This is a genomic window from Pandoraea sp. (genome assembly GCF_041919235.1).
In the GTDB taxonomy this organism is placed as follows: Bacteria; Pseudomonadota; Gammaproteobacteria; order Burkholderiales; family Burkholderiaceae; genus Pandoraea.
Map to the genome: position 1 here is coordinate 171,194 of NZ_JAYRUC010000002.1, position 17,325 is coordinate 188,518.

General features: G+C 65.7%; 13 protein-coding genes and 1 pseudogene. 12 read left to right on the forward strand and 2 right to left on the reverse strand.

The window, feature by feature from the left end:
* Positions 1–8 precede the first annotated feature (8 nt).
* The 9 genes and pseudogenes from ACE3UG_RS02365 (at position 9) to ACE3UG_RS02405 (ending at position 12,090) form a co-directional block, all read left to right on the forward strand.
* Positions 9–1,616, forward strand: coding sequence for a carboxyl transferase domain-containing protein (locus ACE3UG_RS02365; RefSeq protein ID WP_374619085.1), 1,608 nt, complete (start codon positions 9–11; stop codon positions 1,614–1,616).
* Between the two features lie 34 nt (positions 1,617–1,650).
* A complete protein-coding gene (locus ACE3UG_RS02370; protein ID WP_374619088.1) occupies positions 1,651–2,442 on the forward strand; it encodes an enoyl-CoA hydratase/isomerase family protein in 792 nt (263 codons plus the stop codon).
* Between the two features lie 312 nt (positions 2,443–2,754).
* Complete coding sequence (gene bioA, locus ACE3UG_RS02375) at positions 2,755–4,131, forward strand: adenosylmethionine--8-amino-7-oxononanoate transaminase (RefSeq protein WP_374619309.1); 1,377 nt, start codon at positions 2,755–2,757, stop codon at positions 4,129–4,131.
* Positions 4,128–5,336 carry an 8-amino-7-oxononanoate synthase gene (gene bioF / locus ACE3UG_RS02380; RefSeq protein ID WP_374619092.1) on the forward strand — a complete coding sequence of 403 codons (1,209 nt, stop codon included), beginning with the start codon at positions 4,128–4,130 and terminating at the stop codon, positions 5,334–5,336. The genes bioA and bioF overlap by 4 nt, the downstream gene beginning before the upstream one ends.
* Positions 5,329–6,132, forward strand: coding sequence for a dethiobiotin synthase (gene bioD / locus ACE3UG_RS02385; RefSeq protein WP_374619095.1), 804 nt, complete (start codon positions 5,329–5,331; stop codon positions 6,130–6,132). Before bioF ends, bioD begins: the two co-directional genes overlap by 8 nt.
* A 140-nt stretch (positions 6,133–6,272) precedes the next feature.
* Positions 6,273–7,274: pseudogene (gene bioB, locus ACE3UG_RS02390) on the forward strand (biotin synthase BioB); the annotation flags it as partial.
* Between the two features lie 215 nt (positions 7,275–7,489).
* Complete coding sequence (locus tag ACE3UG_RS02395; RefSeq protein WP_374619097.1) at positions 7,490–9,511, forward strand: acetyl-CoA carboxylase biotin carboxylase subunit; 2,022 nt, start codon at positions 7,490–7,492, stop codon at positions 9,509–9,511.
* Between the two features lie 456 nt (positions 9,512–9,967).
* A complete protein-coding gene (locus tag ACE3UG_RS02400) occupies positions 9,968–11,182 on the forward strand; it encodes a porin (protein ID WP_374619099.1) in 1,215 nt (404 codons plus the stop codon).
* A gap of 605 nt (positions 11,183–11,787) precedes the next feature.
* Positions 11,788–12,090: a hypothetical protein gene (locus tag ACE3UG_RS02405; protein WP_374619102.1), complete on the forward strand. Its 303-nt coding sequence runs from the start codon at positions 11,788–11,790 to the stop codon at positions 12,088–12,090.
* On the opposite strand, the gene ACE3UG_RS02410 is transcribed toward ACE3UG_RS02405, so the two are convergent.
* On the reverse strand, positions 12,091–13,350 hold the full coding sequence (locus ACE3UG_RS02410; RefSeq protein ID WP_374619105.1) for a diguanylate cyclase: 1,260 nt from the start codon (positions 13,348–13,350) through the stop codon (positions 12,091–12,093).
* Positions 13,351–13,892: 542 nt separating this feature from the next.
* Here ACE3UG_RS02410 and ACE3UG_RS02415 point away from each other — a divergent pair.
* Complete coding sequence (locus ACE3UG_RS02415) at positions 13,893–14,657, forward strand: helix-turn-helix domain-containing protein (protein ID WP_374619108.1); 765 nt, start codon at positions 13,893–13,895, stop codon at positions 14,655–14,657.
* A gap of 578 nt (positions 14,658–15,235) precedes the next feature.
* Positions 15,236–15,613, forward strand: a complete 378-nt coding sequence (locus ACE3UG_RS02420; RefSeq protein WP_374619111.1) for a helix-turn-helix domain-containing protein — start codon at positions 15,236–15,238, stop codon at positions 15,611–15,613.
* An 82-nt stretch (positions 15,614–15,695) separates the two neighbouring features.
* On the opposite strand, the gene ACE3UG_RS02425 is transcribed toward ACE3UG_RS02420, so the two are convergent.
* The gene (locus ACE3UG_RS02425) at positions 15,696–16,532 is read right to left on the reverse strand and encodes an alpha/beta fold hydrolase (protein WP_374619113.1); all 837 of its coding nucleotides are present in this window, start codon (positions 16,530–16,532) and stop codon (positions 15,696–15,698) included.
* 158 nt (positions 16,533–16,690) lie between these two features.
* Here ACE3UG_RS02425 and ACE3UG_RS02430 point away from each other — a divergent pair, with 158 nt between their 5' ends.
* Positions 16,691–17,242: a YaeQ family protein gene (locus ACE3UG_RS02430; protein ID WP_374619116.1), complete on the forward strand. Its 552-nt coding sequence runs from the start codon at positions 16,691–16,693 to the stop codon at positions 17,240–17,242.
* The last annotated feature ends 83 nt before the right edge of the window (positions 17,243–17,325 follow it).

Here is a 17,325-nt window from a genome sequence, read left to right on the forward strand (position 1 = left end):
TTCGTCATATGCCGATTCTCGAAAGCAAGCTCAACCCGCGCGGCGAAGACTTTGCACGCAACGCGGCCACGATGCAGAACCTGGTCGACGACCTGCGCGCACGCATCGCGCAACTGGCCGGGGGCGGCGGTGAGGCCGCGCGCAAGAAGCACCTCGCCCGTGGCAAGTTGCTGCCGCGCGAGCGCGTCCAGCAGTTGCTCGATCCGGGCTCGCCGTTTCTCGAACTCTCGCAGCTCGCCGCCTTCGGCATGTATCACGACGACGCGCCGGGCGCCGGCATCATCACCGGCATTGGCCGCGTGTCGGGCCAGGAATGCGTGATCGTGTGCAACGACGCCACGGTCAAGGGCGGCACCTATTACCCGATGACGGTCAAGAAGCATCTGCGCGCGCAGGAGATCGCCGAGCAGAACCATCTGCCATGTATCTACCTGGTCGACTCGGGCGGCGCCAACCTGCCGAATCAGGACGACGTCTTTCCCGACCGCGATCACTTCGGCCGCATCTTCTACAATCAGGCGCAGATGTCCGCGCAAGGCATTCCGCAGATCGCCGTGGTGATGGGTTCCTGCACGGCCGGGGGGGCCTACGTGCCCGCGATGAGCGACGAGTCGATCATCGTCAAGGAGCAGGGCACGATTTTCCTCGGCGGCCCGCCGCTCGTGAAAGCCGCCACCGGTGAAGAGGTGAGCGCCGAAGACCTCGGCGGCGCCGACGTCCATACGCGTCTGTCGGGCGTGGTCGATCACTTCGCGCAGAACGACGCGCACGCGCTGTCCATTGCGCGCAGCATCGCCGCGAACCTCAACCGTCGCAAACCGGCCACGGTTGCCGTCAAACCGCCGGTCGAGCCGAAATACGACGCCCGCGAACTGTACGGCGTGATTCCCGCCGACACGAAGAAGCCGTTCGACGTGCGCGAAGTGATCGCGCGTCTGGTCGACGGCTCCGAGTTCGACGAGTTCAAGGCCCGCTACGGCACCACCCTCGTGTGCGGCTTCGCGCACCTGTGGGGCTATCCGGTGGGCATCGTGGCGAACAACGGCATTCTGTTCTCGGAGTCGGCCCAAAAAGGCGCGCACTTCATCGAACTGTGCTGCCAACGCAAAATTCCGCTGATTTTCCTGCAAAACATCACCGGCTTCATGGTGGGGCGCAAGTACGAGAACGAAGGCATCGCCAAGAACGGCGCGAAGATGGTGACGGCGGTCGCCACCGCCAATGTGCCGAAGTTCACGGTCATCATCGGCGGCTCGTTCGGCGCCGGTAACTACGGCATGTGCGGGCGTGCCTACTCGCCGCGCTTCCTGTGGATGTGGCCCAACGCCCGTATTTCGGTGATGGGCGGCGAGCAGGCCGCGTCGGTGCTCGCGACGGTCAAGCGCGACGGCATCGAAGGCCGAGGCGGCCAGTGGAGCGCCGAGGAGGAAGACGCCTTCAAGCAGCCGATTCGCGATCAGTACGAACACCAGGGCCATCCGTACTACGCGAGCGCCCGCCTTTGGGACGACGGCGTAATCGATCCGGCAGACACCCGCACCGTGCTCGGACTCGGGTTGTCGGCCACGCTCAATGCGCCGATTCCCGAAACGCGCTTCGGCCTGTTCCGCATGTAACCGTGCGCACCGCGCCATCGAGGATTTCCACGTCATGAATCTCGCCACGCTAAAAGTCAGCGTCGACGCCCACGTCGCCACCGTCACGCTCAATCGTCCGGAGGTGCGCAACGCCTTCAACGAAACAGTCATCGAGGAATTGACGGGCGCATTTCGCGCGCTCGCCACCAACGACGACGTGCGCGTCATCGTGCTCGCCGCCGAAGGCGTCGCGTTCTGCGCGGGCGCCGACCTGAACTGGATGAAGAAGATGGCCGGCTACTCGGACGCCGAGAACCGCGCCGACGCCATGACGCTGGCCGTCATGCTCAGTACCCTCTATCGCTGCCCGAAGCCGGTGATCGCCCGCGTGCAGGGCGACGCCTACGCCGGTGGCGTGGGCCTTGCCGCAGTGGCCGATATCGTCGTCGCCGTCGACACCGCGCACTTCTGCCTGTCCGAGGCGAAGCTGGGCCTGATTCCGGCAACCATCGGCCCCTATGTCATTCGCGCCCTGGGCGAGGCGGCGTCGCGCCGTTACTTCCTCACGGCGGAGCGTTTCACCGCATCGACGGCGCACCGTCACGGACTCGTGCACGAAGTCGTTACCGCCGAGGCGCTCGATGCCACCGTGCAGGCGCTGGTCAAGGCGTTGGTCGACAACAGCCCGAACGCTGTAAAGGAATGCAAACGCCTTGTGCAGGATTTCGCGAGCCGTGAGATCGACGACGACGCCATCGCCGACACGGCGGAGCGCATTGCGAAGATCCGCGCCTCCGAGGAAGGCCGCGAAGGCGTGCGCTCGTTCCTCGAGAAACGCTCGCCGTCGTGGCGCGAGGCGTCCTGAGCCTCGCCCGCACGCCAGCGCGCATCATCGGTTACAAATTTTTTGGGGAGGGGTGACGGCGGAGATGCCGCAACGTTATCGTCGGGTTTTGCGAACTTGCCGATAACATCTTGCTACGGCACGTAAGACTACGATTTTTCACGCCATTTCCGCCTATTGCCCTGCCAAAATGCTTTGCCTACCATGCGTCCATCCCCCCACCTCCGGCCCGATGCGGCAGCGCCTCGCGCAATGCACGCCACTGGCCAGCCGGACGGAAGACGCGCGTCAAACAGCGAACGTCGTCCGTTGCGGCCCACCAAGGAGTCAATGATGGACGCCTCCATGCGCCCCCCCGCCGGCCCCGGCGATCTCGCCGCGCGCAGTCTGCGACAGGTCTGGCACCCCTGCACGCAGATGAAGCAACAGGCAAAGCTGCCCCTCGTCGCGTTGTCTCACGGCGAAGGTCCCTGGCTCGTCGATACCGACGGCGAGCGCTACCTCGACGCGATCAGCTCGTGGTGGGTCAATCTGTTCGGCCATGCGAATGCGCGCATCAACGCCGCGCTCGTCGATCAACTCGGCCGCCTCGAACACGCCATGCTCGCGGGCTTCACGCACGAGCCCGTCGTCGCGCTCGCCGAGCGGCTCTCGGCGCTCACGGGTGGCGTGCTCGGCCATGCGTTCTTTGCGTCGGACGGCGCTTCCGCCGTCGAGATCGCCCTCAAGATGAGCTTCCACGCGTGGCGCAATCAGGGGCACAGCGACAAGCGCGAATTCGTGTGCGTGCGTCACGGCTATCACGGCGAAACGCTTGGTGCGCTCGCCGTGACCGACGTCGCCCTGTTTCGCGACGCCTACGACCCGCTGCTGCGTCACGCCCACGTAGTGGCCTCGCCCGATGCACGTAATGCCCGCGACGGCGAAACGCCGGCCGACGTTGCCCGCCGCGCCGCCGCGGAACTCGACACGTTGCTCACGCAGCGCGAGGGGCGCGTGGCTGCCGTCATCGTCGAGCCGCTGGTGCAGTGCGCTGCCGGCATGGCCATGCACGATCCCGAGTACCTGCGCCTCGTGCGCGCGTCGTGCGATCGGCACGGCGCCCATTTGATCGCCGATGAGATCGCCGTCGGATGCGGGCGCACCGGCACCTTCTTCGCGAGCGAACAGGCCGGCGTCTGGCCCGATCTGCTCACGCTGTCCAAGGGCATCAGCGGCGGCTATCTGCCCCTGTCGCTCGTGCTCTCGCGCGACGCGATCTTCGACGCCTTCTACGACGACGACACCACGCGCGGCTTCCTGCACTCGCACTCGTACACCGGCAATCCGCTGGCGTGCCGCGCGGCGCTCGCCACACTCGACATCTTTGCCGACGACGACGTGCTCGCGCGCAACGCGCTTCGCGCAAAGCGACTCACGCAGGCACTCGCCCCGTTGGCGAATGATGCGCGCGCGATCCACTTCCGCCATCGCGGCATGATCTGGGCGTTCGATGCGGTATTGCCGGACACGCCCGGCGCGGCTGGCCGCTTCGCGAAGCGCTTTTATACCGAAGCCCGCGCACGCGGTGTGCTGCTGCGCCCGATCGGCGCGACGGTCTATCTCATGCCGCCGTATGTGCTCGATGACGGCACCATCGATTGGCTGGCGGCACAGACGCTCGCGGCCTTCGATGCGACGATGACACCGGGCACGGAGGTGAGCGCATGACACCCCATCCCCTGTTCGCCCGCCTCGACGCGGAACTCGCGAGTATCGACCGTGCGCATCTGCGACGCCGCCGTCGCGTGGTGTCCACGCCGTGCCAGCCGCACGTACGCGCCGACGGTCGCGACGTGCTTGCCTTCGCCAGCAACGACTATCTGGGCCTGGCCGCGCATCCAAAGGTCGTGCAGGCGCTCATCGAGGGTGCGCGGCGCTACGGCGCAGGCAGCGGCGCCTCGCACCTCATCAGCGGGCATTCGCAGGCCCACGCGGAACTCGAGGATGCGCTCGCCGACTTCATGTCGCCGCACCTCGTCGAGGGCCGCGCGCTGTACTTCTGCACCGGCTACATGGCCAATCTGGCGACGATCTCCGCGCTCGCAGGCAAAGACGCCGAGATCTTCTCCGAAGCGCTCAACCACGCCTCGCTGATCGACGGCGCCCGGCTCTCCCGAGCGCGTACGCACATCTATGCGCATGGCGATGTCGATGCCCTCGCCGCGCTGCTCGACGCCAGTACTGCCGAGACGAAGCTGATCGTCACCGACGGTGTGTTCTCGATGGACGGCGACATCGCGCCCCTGCCGTCGCTGCTCGCGCTCGCCGAGCGGCACAACGCGTGGCTGATCGTGGACGATGCGCATGGCTTTGGCGTCGTCGGCGAGAACGGCCGGGGGGTGTTCGAGCATTTCAATCTGCGCTCGCCCAATCTCGTCGTCATCGGCACGCTCGGCAAGGCCGCCGGCGTCGGCGGCGCGTACGTCGCCGCCAACCGGCGCGTCGTCGAATGGCTCATCAATCGCGCGCGGCCTTACATCTTCACAACAGCCGCTGCTCCCGCGCAGGCCCATGCGCTGCTCACGAGTCTGACGCTGATCGCCGGCGATGAAGGCCGGGCGCGTCGCGCCGCCTTGCAAGCGCGCATCGCCCAACTGCGCGACGCGCTCGCACTGCAACATTGGCAGCACCTGGTTTCACCCACCGGCGTGCAGCCGATCATCCTCGGCGAAAACGCGGCCGCACTGCACGCGCAGGCCGGTCTGGCCGAGGCGGGCCTGTGGGTGCCCGCCATCCGTCCCCCCACCGTGGCGCCCGGCACGTCGCGCCTGCGTATCGCGCTCAGCGCCGCCCACACGCCGCACGACATCACCCGGCTCGCCACCGCCATCAACGAACTCGACCGAGACTGGACGGAGCATGCGCATGGCTGATCCGAATTTCATCGTCCCCCGCGATACCCCGGCCGAACGGCCCACGCCCGCACGCCACGCGTTCTTCGTCACCGGCACCGACACGGAAATCGGCAAGACGCTCGTTGCGTCGGCGCTGCTGCATGCCGCCGCGCGCCGCGGGCTGGTGTGTGCGGGTGTGAAGTCGGTGGCGGCCGGCGCATCCGAGCGCAACGGGCGCTTCGTCAACGAAGACGTCGAACAGTTGCATCTCGCGAGCAATCTGAAGCTGCCCGACGACTGGTACTGTCCGTACGTACTCAAGGACGCCACGGCACCGCACATTGCCGCCGCCGCCGAAGGCGTCGCGCTCGACTGCGGGGTGATTCGCGCGGGCTACGCGCGTGTCGCCGCGCGTGCCGATCTCGTGATTGTCGAGGGCGTGGGCGGCTTTCGCGTACCGCTTGGCGCCGACGCCAACGCCCCGGATACCGCCGATCTCGCACGTCAGCTCGGCCTGCCGGTGATTCTCGTCGTCGGCTTGCGGCTGGGCTGCATCAGCCACGCGCTGCTCACCGCCGAAGCCATCGCCGCGCGCGGACTGACCCTCGCGGGCTGGGTCGCCAATCATGTCGATCCCGCAATGCGCCATGTCGAGGCGAACGTCGACGCGATTGCCGCGCGGCTGTCCGCACCGCTGCTCGGGCGCGTGCCGCACCTGCCCCACCCCGATGCCGCGACGGCCTCCGGCTACCTCGACATTGCGCCGCTCGTCGACGCGGCACGGCCTCGCATGTCTGAAACGCCGCCATCGGCAAGCCGGCACGCAGCGCCCTGAGCGCGCACGCCCATCGCGCGACATCAACGAATCCACAGACTCCACAGAATCCAAGGAACACCCGCATGCAAGTTCACGCACACACCGCTGCTCACGGACACGACGAAGCCCTGCGCCGCAACGACACGCCCTGGACGGTCACCGACATCGAAGCGCTCTTCGCGTTGCCGTTCAACGATCTGATCTTCCGCGCGCAACAGGTGCATCGCGCGCACTTCGACGCCAACGCCGTGCAGCTCTCGACGCTGCTCTCGATCAAGACCGGCGGGTGCCCGGAGGACTGCGCCTATTGCCCGCAGTCGGCCCGCTACGACACCGGCGTGGAAGCCGAGAAGCTCATGCCTGTGGAGGAAGTCGTCGCCGCGGCGCAGCGCGCCAAGGACGCCGGGGCGACCCGTTTCTGCATGGGAGCCGCCTGGCGCAGCCCCAAGCCGCATCAGGTCGACGCCGTGGGCGAAATGGTGCGCAGCGTCAAGGCGCTGGGGCTGGAGACGTGCGTCACGCTGGGCATGCTGCGTGACGGACAAGCCGAGCAACTGCGCGACGCCGGCCTCGACTACTACAACCACAACCTCGATACGTCGCCCGAGTTCTACGGCCAGATCATCACCACGCGCACGTATCAGGATCGTCTGGACACGCTCGCGCGCGTGCGCGACGCGGGACTCAAGGTTTGCTGCGGCGGCATCGTCGGCCTGGGCGAGACGCGCCGCGAGCGCGCCGGCCTGATCGCGCAGCTCGCCAACATGTCGCCGTATCCCGAGTCGGTCCCCATCAACAATCTCATGAAGGTCGAAGGCACGCCGCTCGAGCACAACGACACGGTCGATCCGTTCGATTTCGTGCGCATGATCGCCGTGGCGCGCATCACGATGCCGCGTGCGATGGTGCGCCTGTCGGCCGGCCGCGAGATGATGGACGACGCCCTGCAATCGCTGTGCTTCCTCGCCGGCGCGAACTCGATGTTCTACGGCGAGAAGCTGCTCGTCACGCAGAATCCGCAGGCCGAGCACGACCGCGCGCTGCTCGCGCGCCTGGGCATGCATACGTCGACCGAGGCGCAACTCGGCACCACCGGAACCCCCGGAGCCCCCGGAGCCCCCGGCGAGTGCGACGGCCTGACGGCCTGCGCCACGCACTGAGCGCGCGCCCGTCGCAGGACCGGCGTTGAAGGATGCGTTGACAGAGATTGAACGCCGCGACGGCAACGAGATCGCATGAGACGATCCGCCGGCGCGGCGAAGTTGGATAGCAAAGAGAACGGCGCGGGTGCATCGGCCTTCCGTCACGAGCGGAAGCATGGTGTCTACGTACGATGCGCGAGCGCCACCCCAATCGATCGTTTTCCGGAGGCAATATGTTCGACAAGATTCTCATCGCCAACCGCGGCGAAATCGCCTGCCGCGTCGCCGCGACGGCCGCACGGCTGGGCATTCGCACGGTGGCCGTCTACTCCGACGCCGACGCGCACGCCAAACATGTCGCCGTATGCGACGAAGCGGTGCACGTTGGCGGTGCCGCGGCGCGCGACAGCTATCTGCGCATCGACGCCATCATCGACGCCGCCAAGGCCACCGGCGCGCAGGCGATTCATCCGGGCTACGGCTTCTTGTCCGAGAACGAGGCGTTTGCCGCCGCGTGTCACGAAGCCGGCATCGTGTTCATCGGCCCGCCGGTCGGCGCCATTCACGCGATGGGCAGCAAGAGCGCTGCCAAAACCCTCATGGAAGGCGCGGCCGTCCCCTTGGTGCCCGGCTATCACGGCGACAATCAAGAGGCCGCCTTTCTTCACGCTCGCGCCGACGAGATCGGCTACCCCGTGCTGCTCAAGGCCAGCGCAGGCGGCGGCGGCAAGGGCATGCGCGTCGTGGAGCGCAGCGACGATTTCCGCGCCGCGCTCGCGTCGTGCCAGCGCGAAGCCGCGAGCAGCTTCGGCGACGAACGCGTGCTCGTGGAGAAATATCTGACGCGTCCGCGTCACATCGAGATTCAGGTGTTTGCCGACACGCATGGCAACTGCGTCTATCTGTTCGAGCGCGATTGCTCGGTGCAGCGCCGTCACCAGAAGGTGCTGGAGGAAGCCCCGGCGCCAGGCATGTCCGATGCGCGCCGCCGCGCCATGGGCGACGCCGCCTGCAACGCCGCGCGGGCGGTGGGCTATGTGGGCGCAGGCACGGTCGAGTTCATCGCCAATCAGGACGGCTCGTTCTACTTCATGGAGATGAACACGCGCCTGCAGGTCGAGCACCCGGTCACCGAGATGATCACCGGCCTCGACTTGGTGGAGTGGCAATTGCGGGTGGCCGCGGGCGAAGTCCTGCCGCGCAAGCAGGACGAGTTGCGCATTCACGGCCATGCGCTCGAGGCGCGTATCTACGCCGAGAACCCGGACAACAACTTCCTGCCGTCGACGGGCACGCTTTGCACATTGCGGCCGCCCGCAGCGGTTCAGTTCGACATCGGCAGCGCTGCCGCACCGGCCGCCGTACGCATCGATTCGGGCGTGCGCGAAGGCGACACCATCTCGCCGTTCTACGACCCGATGATCGCCAAGCTGATCGTGTGGGGCCAGGACCGCGACGAGGCGCTTGCGCGCATGCGCCGCGCACTCGGCCAGTACCGCGTGGTCGGCGTGCAAACGAACATCGCGTTCCTCGGCCGTCTGGTCGCCAGCGAGCCGTTCGCCGGGGCCGATCTCGACACCGGCCTGATCGAGCGCCATCGCGACACGCTGTTCCCGGCGGCCGCCCCCGTGCCCGCGACTGCGCTGGCGCTGGCCGTGGCCGCGCAACTGACGCGCGAAACGGTGATCGGTCGCCGCAAGTACCAAGACAGCATCGACCATCATTCGCCGTGGCAGCTTGCGACGGGTTGGCGTCTGAACGGCGACTATCAGCGCACGATGTCGTTCGATCATGGCGAGACGCGTCTGAGCGCCGTCCTCACCAGCGGGCCGCAGGGCAGCACGCTGAGCGTCGATGCGCAGACGTATCCGTATCGCTACGCACACGACGCCGGGGTGTATCGCGTGACGCTCGGCGAGCGGCGCGTTCAGGGACACGTCGACTTCGAACACGAGACGGCGCACGTCTTCGCCGACGCTCAGTCGTGGACGCTGCGCTGGCACGATCCGCTGGCACAGGCCGGTGAACAGGAAGGCGGCGAGGGCCGCTTGACGGCACCGATGCCGGGCAAGGTCATCGCCGTGCTCGCGCCGGCCGGCACGAAGGTCGAGAAGGGCGCACCGCTGCTCGTCATGGAGGCGATGAAGATGGAGCACACCATCAGCGCGCCGGCCGACGGCGAGATCGAAGAAGTGCTGTACGCCGTCGGCGATCAGGTGCCGGAAGGCGCGCAGTTGCTCGCGTTCAAGCGATAGCCCGCGTTCGGGGTGCGGCGCGCCCGCACCCCGTCGACACCACCTCGACACCATCTCGACACCATCTCGACAACATCTCGACAACATCTCGACACCACGCCGCTTTGCACGTCGGGGCGCACGCTGCCGCGCCCGGCACACAGCACACAGCCCCCGGCGCACAGCGAAAGCCAACTCGACAGCGCCGCATCGCCGCGCGTGGGCGGTGTCGCGCATCGCCCTGACGACGGGCACGAATTGACACACGCAGGACGGATTCCTCCGCGCTACCGCTTACTGCGGTATTTATCTGCGAATTTTGAGGAGGGTTCCTAGAAAATCTCACAGCGACCTAGAGAGGCGGTCGCTGCCATGGGGATTTCAGCACATTCGGAATTTTCATAAGGAATCCGAATGGGTGTTCGGAAATATTCTCGGTGTCGATTTCAACCCTGCGCGGCAAAGCCGCTCGACACCATGACTCAACGCCCACATACGTACACCGGCCAGCGCGCCCTTGCGCTTGCCGCAACTCTCACGTTGCTCGCGCTGCCTGCCAGCGTTAGCGCGCAAAACAACGTCGCCCTCTACGGCACGATCGATTCGGGGTTCGTGCACGCCAACCACACCGCCACTGGCAACGGTCCGCAATCGCGCTCGATGATCACGAGCAACATTCTCTCCGGCAGCCGCTGGGGCCTGCGCGGCACGGAGCCGCTGGGCCAAGGGCTGTCTGCGCTGTTCCAGATCGAAAGCGGCTTCAACGCGGTCGATGGCAAGCAGGGTAACGGCGGTCGCGTCTTCGGACGCAAGGCCATCGTTGGTCTGAAGAGCGCCGAGTGGGGTGAGGTCACGATCGGCCGTCAGTACGATCCGGTCGTCAACCTCGTGCAAGGGGTGACTGCCGACGGTTACTTCGGCGGCTTCTTCGCCACGCCGGGCGACGTCGACAACTACGACAACGGCGCCCGCATCGACAACTCGATCCGGTATGCCACGCCGAACTTCGGCGGTCTGCAGTTCGAAGGCATGTATGCGACGGGCAACGTTGCGGGGAAGGAAGGCGCGGGCCGCGCGTATGGCTTCGCGGGTGCCTACAGCAATGGGCCGATTGCCCTCGGCGCGGGCTTCTTCTTCGCGGATGGCGGTTCCAACCGGGTGAACGACATTACGAGTGCCGACTTTGGCGACCGCGGGTGGACCAGCAGCGCCGGCTCGCTGTTCAACTCACCGATCAACAGCGGCTTCCGTACGGCGAGCAAGGTACGCATTGCACGCCTGGGCGGTAAGTACGCCGTGGGCCCGGCGATTCTGGGACTGTCGTTCTCGCACGCGCAATACGCCAGCGATGGCCTTTCGGACTTCACCGGCACGGGGAAATTCGATACGGTCAACGCCTTTGCCACGTACGCATTGACGCCGGCGATCAACACCGGCATCGGCTATAGCTACACGCGTATGCGTGGCGATCGCAACATCGGGGCTCACTACAACCAGTTCAACGCGGGTGTCACCTACGCCTTGTCCAAGCGCACGTCGACCTATGTCATTGGCGGCTATCAACAGGCAGTCGGTAAGACGTTGAGCCACGGCCAGGCGGTGGAAGCCAGCGCATCGGTCGGCTCGTACGGTCTCGACGCCGGCGCACGGACGCAACTGCTGGTCGGTATGGGTCTGAAGCACAGCTTCTGATCGATCACGTCGATATTGGCCCGAACCCGTTGACGCACGCGGGTTGGGGTCAATTTCTCCATGATTTGAAGCACTTAACATTCAAACGAATGTTTGGACAAATGGAGCGCATTCGTCCAAAAAGCGACATTACTTACAATTTTAAGGGTTTACCCTAGAGTCGAATCCATTTAGAATTCGCCGCAGTCATCGCGGTATGCGCGGCAACAAGTGCTGTCGCAGGGAATACCCGCCGCGGTCGTCGTCGGTAGTCCGTTGTCGTAGTTCGCAGTCTCCATGCTGTATTCCGGCACATGCATCTTGGCCGGATGGAGCGTCATCCCTCCTTTTGGTTACGAGGCGTCGCTCTCTCGCGTCAGAGCCGTACCGCCGCCCGCGATTCAGGCGACGGATTGCGCGCCACAGCCTCGTACTGCCCACGCGTTGCATTAGACAACTCGATACCTCGATACCTCGATCTCGCATTGCGCGCATCGCCGGGACCGCAGACCTCGCCACCGCGAGGGCGTCGTTCCGTCGGTCCGGCGTCTCGACGGGTTTGCTGTGCCTGCCGCCGATCGCGCAGTCGGATCACGCTCGCCTGCGCTATCGCGTGGGCGCTTGGCATGCGCGCCCTGCGCGCGGCATGGCCGATGTTTTCAAAAAATGACCCACTGCTAGCCATGAACACCGACTCAGAGCGCATCACCCTCACCCTCACCCTGCATCCGAACGACCTGAAACAACTCGATGTCGTGTGCGAGCGCGTCGGTATGAATCGAGAAGCCTTCTGCCTGCTGGCCACGCACCTCGAAGGCGCTCGTGTGCTCAACGGCGAGGGATTGGCAGCGCTGTCGCGCCCGTTCGGTTTCGCAGCCGCGCTGCCCGCCGCTCTGCGCGGGGCACTGACCCGCCTCTGCAAGCGCTGATCAATGCGGCGCGCCAATGTCATGGGTGGCACCCGCGCCGGCTTCTGAGCCGACGTCTGAGCCGACATCTGGGCCAGCCCCGACTTCGCGAACCCGCCCCCCCTCCCCAACGTCAATGACGACCATACCGTCGCGCCCCCCACGCTTGGCGCGATAGAGGGCACGGTCCGCTTGCTGAAGCCACGATTGGGGCGTATCGAACGCCGCAGAGAACGGCACCAACCCCATACTCACGGTGCACTCGGCCAGCGCCATGGCGTGCCCCGCCTGCATTTGCGATTCGGCCTGCGCCACGCGTGCGCGCAAATCCACCAGCAGGCGATGCATCGTATCCTGACCCGCCACGCTCGCGGTATTCACCAGCACGGCACCGAACTCCTCACCGCCATATCGGCCAACGGCATCGACGTCACGCAATCGTTGGCGCAACAGCCCGGCAAAGCGTGCCAACGCCGCGTCGCCCGCCGCATGGCCCAACGTATCGTTGATTCGCTTGAAGTGATCCAGATCCATCAGCACCAGGCAGGCCGGCTGTCCGGTGCGCATGCAGTGCGTGTGAATCTCCGCCAGTCTCTGCTCCCACGCACGGCGATTGAGCAAGCCCGTCAGACCGTCGTGACGCGACAGATGCTCCATCTCACGCGATCGCTGCGCCAGTTTCTGCGCCAGGTCGTACGTGACCTTCCCCAGCGCTATGGGATAGAGAATCAACATCGGCAAGCTGGTGATGACATTGAACGTGTCGGTCGCCGGCGCCCAATGAAAGCCGAGCACGGCAACACCGACCAGTCCGCCAGCCAAACTCGCGAGCAGCCCCTGAAGAAATAACCGCACGCCCGCCGCGCCAATGTTGTTCATCGACATCATCGCCAGCACCACAACGCTCGGCAGCAAATTGAATTGCATCGCGGCAACCCAGAATCCCCCGAATGCTGCGTCAATGAGCAGATTCGTATGCTCGGCGCGATAAGGAACCGGCCGTGACAGCGCCAGAACGCGCGCCACATGCGGCCAGACAAACCCGTGGAAGATCAGCAGCGCCCAGAGCCAAAGCGGCGTGGACAGCGTATGTTGATAAAAGACACCCGCGACGCAGAAAAAGCCGATGCCCAGACCAATGGCGCGCAGACGATAAAGTCGGCGTACAAAACGTTTCCCCCTCCCCGCGATCGCCGCGTCGATGGTGACGGGCGACGGCACCCTTCGTCGGTCGTGCGAACCGTCCGCCCGCGCCGAATCGTCTTGCTGACTCTCTGGCATCACGCTGCTCCGATCGGCGATCACGTAACGCGCACGATGCCACCGCACCGTGGGGCCCGGAGTGGCACACCGCATACGCGGTCTACGTGTCAGACTCTCCTGATTCATTCTACTCGCGGCGCGCGCGATGCGGGCAACCTCGGCGAAACCGGTCGGAACCCGATGGATCGCACGCACCCGTACGCCGCAACGTTCGTTCAGAAGACCTCGCATCGCCCGCTTGGCCCGCATCGTCGTCCCACGACGCACTGCGGGCAGCGTCAACCTCGTGCAGCTCGTCACCGTCCCCCTCCCGACAGGGGCGCGGAGGGGTCGCGGAAGGGTCGCGACGGGCGAGACCAGACCACCGCCCCGCCTTGCACGGCATGCGCCAGGGCCGTGCACTGCCCAAAGAATTGGGAAACATCCGATAAATTTCGCGCGATAAGCGTCACCGACTCTTTATAGAGGCCCGCCTGTAACGCATGGGGAGGAAAGCGATATAACGTCGCAAGGCGCGGGGGGATTGATTACGCTGTTTGACTCGTCAACGGAGTTCCGCCATGCAAACGAATCCACTCGCGCTGTTCGGAGATCATTTGGCCCGCTTGCGTAAGGCGCGCGGCTGGTCGCAGGAAAAGCTCGCGCTGGAGAGCGGTCTGGCACGCTCGTATGTCAGTGGCATCGAGCGAGGCCGACGCAACGTCGCCCTCGTCAACATCTGCGTACTGGCCGATACGCTGGGGGTGCCCACGTCCGAGATGCTGCGCTTCGCGCAGGCAGCGCCCGGCGCCGCAGACGCCACGGCGTCGACCGATCGCACGCCGCTACCGCAAATCAGCCGCTCGCTGTGCCGCCTCGAAAACCGCGATCAGGTCTGGCTCGCCGAAATCATCCGAAGCCTCAGCTCTCGCCTGAGTCAGGCCGCCCCGCCGCCAGCCAGCGACGCCGGCACGGACACGTGCGCATCGTCCGACACGTCGCCCGACAGCAGTGTTGACGATGAGCGTGAGGATCCCGACGGCATGGACGACATGGACGACGCCAACGCGGCCTGCGCAGCCTTCGCGAGCGCATCCGGGCGACCGACCGCCCCGCCCGGCTTCGACGCAGGCGTGTCCCGGTGTCATCAGCTCGCCGCGCCGGTCGAACAGGATTACGCCATGGCCGAGAACTCCAACGCCCTGCATCCGCCCGCCCGCATCCGCGAACCGCAACGCACACCGTCGGACAGTCAAGACGCTTGCGCCGCGCCGGACATCCCCGTCAGGTCCGAGGCCATCACGCGCGAGGACCCTCCGCGTTTCCCCATCAGCGATGAAGAGTGAGCGATTGCGAGGCAATTGATTCTTAGGACATTGCGCAAAGTCTCCCCAGTATCGAGGAGACATTGCGCGATCGTTCGTCTTGTAAAAGTTACCGAGCCTCTCACCAAAGCGATCGCCTCTGCAAGGACCTCACACCCCCGCAATTGGCGTATTGGCGCGGCGTGCCACGCGCGCGCACGCCCGTCCCATCAGGAGTGTCCGCAAGTTGACGCCTGCCGCCAGTGCGGGCGGCTCGACACGACCGCCGGTTGACGCCGTCGACATCGAGTGACATCCCAAGGCGGAACCTTTCAGAATCCCGTCATCACGTCACCCGGGATGTCCGGTGTCAAACTGCGCGGCTCTGGTTGACGGGCGTGCGACATGACGTATCGCAATGCCGTCGCAGCGGTACGCAGATTGGCGCCACCACTACCGTCGGAAGGCCCGCACTCGTTGTGCCTTCTCCGAAAGTCCGCAAAAAATCCGCGTTGCAGACTCGGTAGTTCGTGCCTCGCAAACGGGGGATACCCGAGGCACCGTCCCCAATGCCGGATTTTTGTTCCAATCTTCTCGTCCCTAACAAGGAAAACATTCTTATGGACACCAATTTATTTCGATTCGGCAGACATCTGGCCGGTTTGCGCAAGAAGTACAACTGGGCGCAAGACAAGCTTGCGCTGGAAAGCGGTCTGGCGCGCTCATATCTGAGCGGTGTCGAGCGCGGCAAGCGCAATATCTCGCTGCGCAACATCTGCATTCTGGCCGACACGCTCGGGCTGCCGCCGCATGAGCTGCTGGCCTTCGACTCGTCGAACGGCGTCGCGGCGGATTCAGGCGTGACGGTGCCCTGCGATCCCTATCCGTCGCTCAACCGGGCCATGCAGAAGCTATCGGATCGCGATCAGGCGTGGATGGCCGATCTGGTGCGCACGCTCAGCTTGCGCCTGGGGCACGGCGTGTTACGCGACGAATGAAGGCAAGGCCCTTGTTCGCGACGGCGCATTCGTGTCCGGTGTCCGGCAGTGCGCTCGTCCGGGCGTCTGACGCCCTCGGGCTTCAGTCGTTTCCGAGGAAGGCGTCCACCGCGCGGTGAAACGCAATCGGGTTGGCAAGATTCATGCCGTGCGAGGCGTCTTGAATCACCATCCGACGGGCCTCCGGCATGGCGTACGCGAGCGCGTTCAACACATCCGGATAGGGCGCGGGGCTTTCCGCGCCGCCCATCAGCAATACCGGCGCATGCAAGGCGCCGAGGGCGTCGATCGGCAGGGGCGTGCGCGGCTCGGCCACCTGACCGATCAAGGTGCGAGCGTTGTCGCGCACCATCTGCTTGAACCACGGCACCATGCGACGCCACGTGTCCGGGCCGCTCACCGTGTCGATGAAGATGGCCAGTCCGCCGTCGATATCGCCGGCCTCGATGGCCGCCAGCGCCTGCTCGCGAAAGTTGCCCCGTTGGCTGTCGAGTGGAATCTGCATGGGGCCGCCGCCGATTTCCACGCCCGGGTCGGCCAGTATCAGTGAGCGCACGGTGTCGGGCGCGAGCAGTGCGGTGCGAAGCGCGACATAGCCGCCGCGCGAATGGCCGAGCACGTGAACCGGGCCGACGCCGAGCGTCGTGATGAAGGCGGCCAGATCCTCGGCATGCTGCTCACCGGAGAACATGCCGTCATGGCCGTTCCAGGCTTCGGGCCAGTAGTGGCGAAGACTCACCGAGATGACCCGCCGCCGCTGCCCCAACGGCGCCATATTCGGTTTGAAGTACCGGCAATCGCAAAGCGAACCGTGAACCAGCACGAGAGGTGCACCGATGGCGTCGGCGGGTGCGGGGGTTTCGACGTACGCCATCGGATAGCCGTTGACGTCGATCGTTTGCGGTGCGGGAGCCGGCATGGGCGACACATCAGGTGAGACGGGGCCGCCAGTATACCGAGCTTACCGCCCCCTTGCCGCAGCGCGCCGTCGACGCAGCGGGCCCGTCCGAGCAGGTTTAGCGAGTTTCCGACGCTGGTGTATGCTTGCGACTTTCCTCATTCCTGCGGCTTCCCGGCATGGCACTCAAAGCCACCATTTACAAGGCCGAGGTGCAAATCACCGACCTCGATCGCCACTATTACGCCGCGCATAGCCTCACGCTCGCCCGGCATCCGTCGGAAACCGATGAACGCATGATGGTGCGACTGCTCGCCTTCATGCTGTATGCAGGCGAACGCCTCTCGTTCGGCAAGGGCCTCTCGAGCGCCGATGAGCCCGACTTGTGGGAGCACGACTTCGGGGGCGACATCGTCCGCTGGATCGACGTCGGGCAGCCTGACGCGCGACGCCTCATCAAGGCCTCGGGCCGTGCGGCGCACGTCGACGTCGTGGCGTATGGCGGCAAGCCTGCCGCCATCTGGTGGCAAGCAACCGAATCGCAGATCACCCGCCTGTCGAACCTCACGGTGCGGATGCTCGACGAAGCGTCTGCGCAAGCGCTCACGGCACTCGCGTCGCGCACGATGCGACTGCAATGCACGATTCAGGACGGTGACGTCTGGATCGCCGACGACAGCCACAACTTTGCGGTCAACCTTGTGACGTTGCGCGCCGCCGCCAACGCCTGAGCGGTCCGGGCGCAGCGGGCCGCTCGACCGCTGCGCCGCACGCACATTCTCACGCCTTCCTCGGGCCTCGCCCCGATACGCCG

Coding starts and splice junctions, on each gene's coding strand:
- bioA (WP_374619309.1), top strand. CDS start 2,755: ATGGACGCCTCCATGCGCCCCCCCGCCGGCCCCGGCGATCTCGCCGCG.
- ACE3UG_RS02370 (WP_374619088.1), top strand. CDS start 1,651: ATGAATCTCGCCACGCTAAAAGTCAGCGTCGACGCCCACGTCGCCACC.
- ACE3UG_RS02395 (WP_374619097.1), top strand. CDS start 7,490: ATGTTCGACAAGATTCTCATCGCCAACCGCGGCGAAATCGCCTGCCGC.
- ACE3UG_RS02405 (WP_374619102.1), top strand. CDS start 11,788: ATGCGCGCCCTGCGCGCGGCATGGCCGATGTTTTCAAAAAATGACCCA.
- ACE3UG_RS02365 (WP_374619085.1), top strand. CDS start 9: ATGCCGATTCTCGAAAGCAAGCTCAACCCGCGCGGCGAAGACTTTGCA.
- ACE3UG_RS02420 (WP_374619111.1), top strand. CDS start 15,236: ATGGACACCAATTTATTTCGATTCGGCAGACATCTGGCCGGTTTGCGC.
- ACE3UG_RS02415 (WP_374619108.1), top strand. CDS start 13,893: ATGCAAACGAATCCACTCGCGCTGTTCGGAGATCATTTGGCCCGCTTG.
- bioF (WP_374619092.1), top strand. CDS start 4,128: ATGACACCCCATCCCCTGTTCGCCCGCCTCGACGCGGAACTCGCGAGT.
- bioD (WP_374619095.1), top strand. CDS start 5,329: ATGGCTGATCCGAATTTCATCGTCCCCCGCGATACCCCGGCCGAACGG.
- ACE3UG_RS02430 (WP_374619116.1), top strand. CDS start 16,691: ATGGCACTCAAAGCCACCATTTACAAGGCCGAGGTGCAAATCACCGAC.
- ACE3UG_RS02410 (WP_374619105.1), bottom strand. CDS start 13,350: ATGCCAGAGAGTCAGCAAGACGATTCGGCGCGGGCGGACGGTTCGCAC.
- ACE3UG_RS02400 (WP_374619099.1), top strand. CDS start 9,968: ATGACTCAACGCCCACATACGTACACCGGCCAGCGCGCCCTTGCGCTT.
- ACE3UG_RS02425 (WP_374619113.1), bottom strand. CDS start 16,532: ATGCCGGCTCCCGCACCGCAAACGATCGACGTCAACGGCTATCCGATG.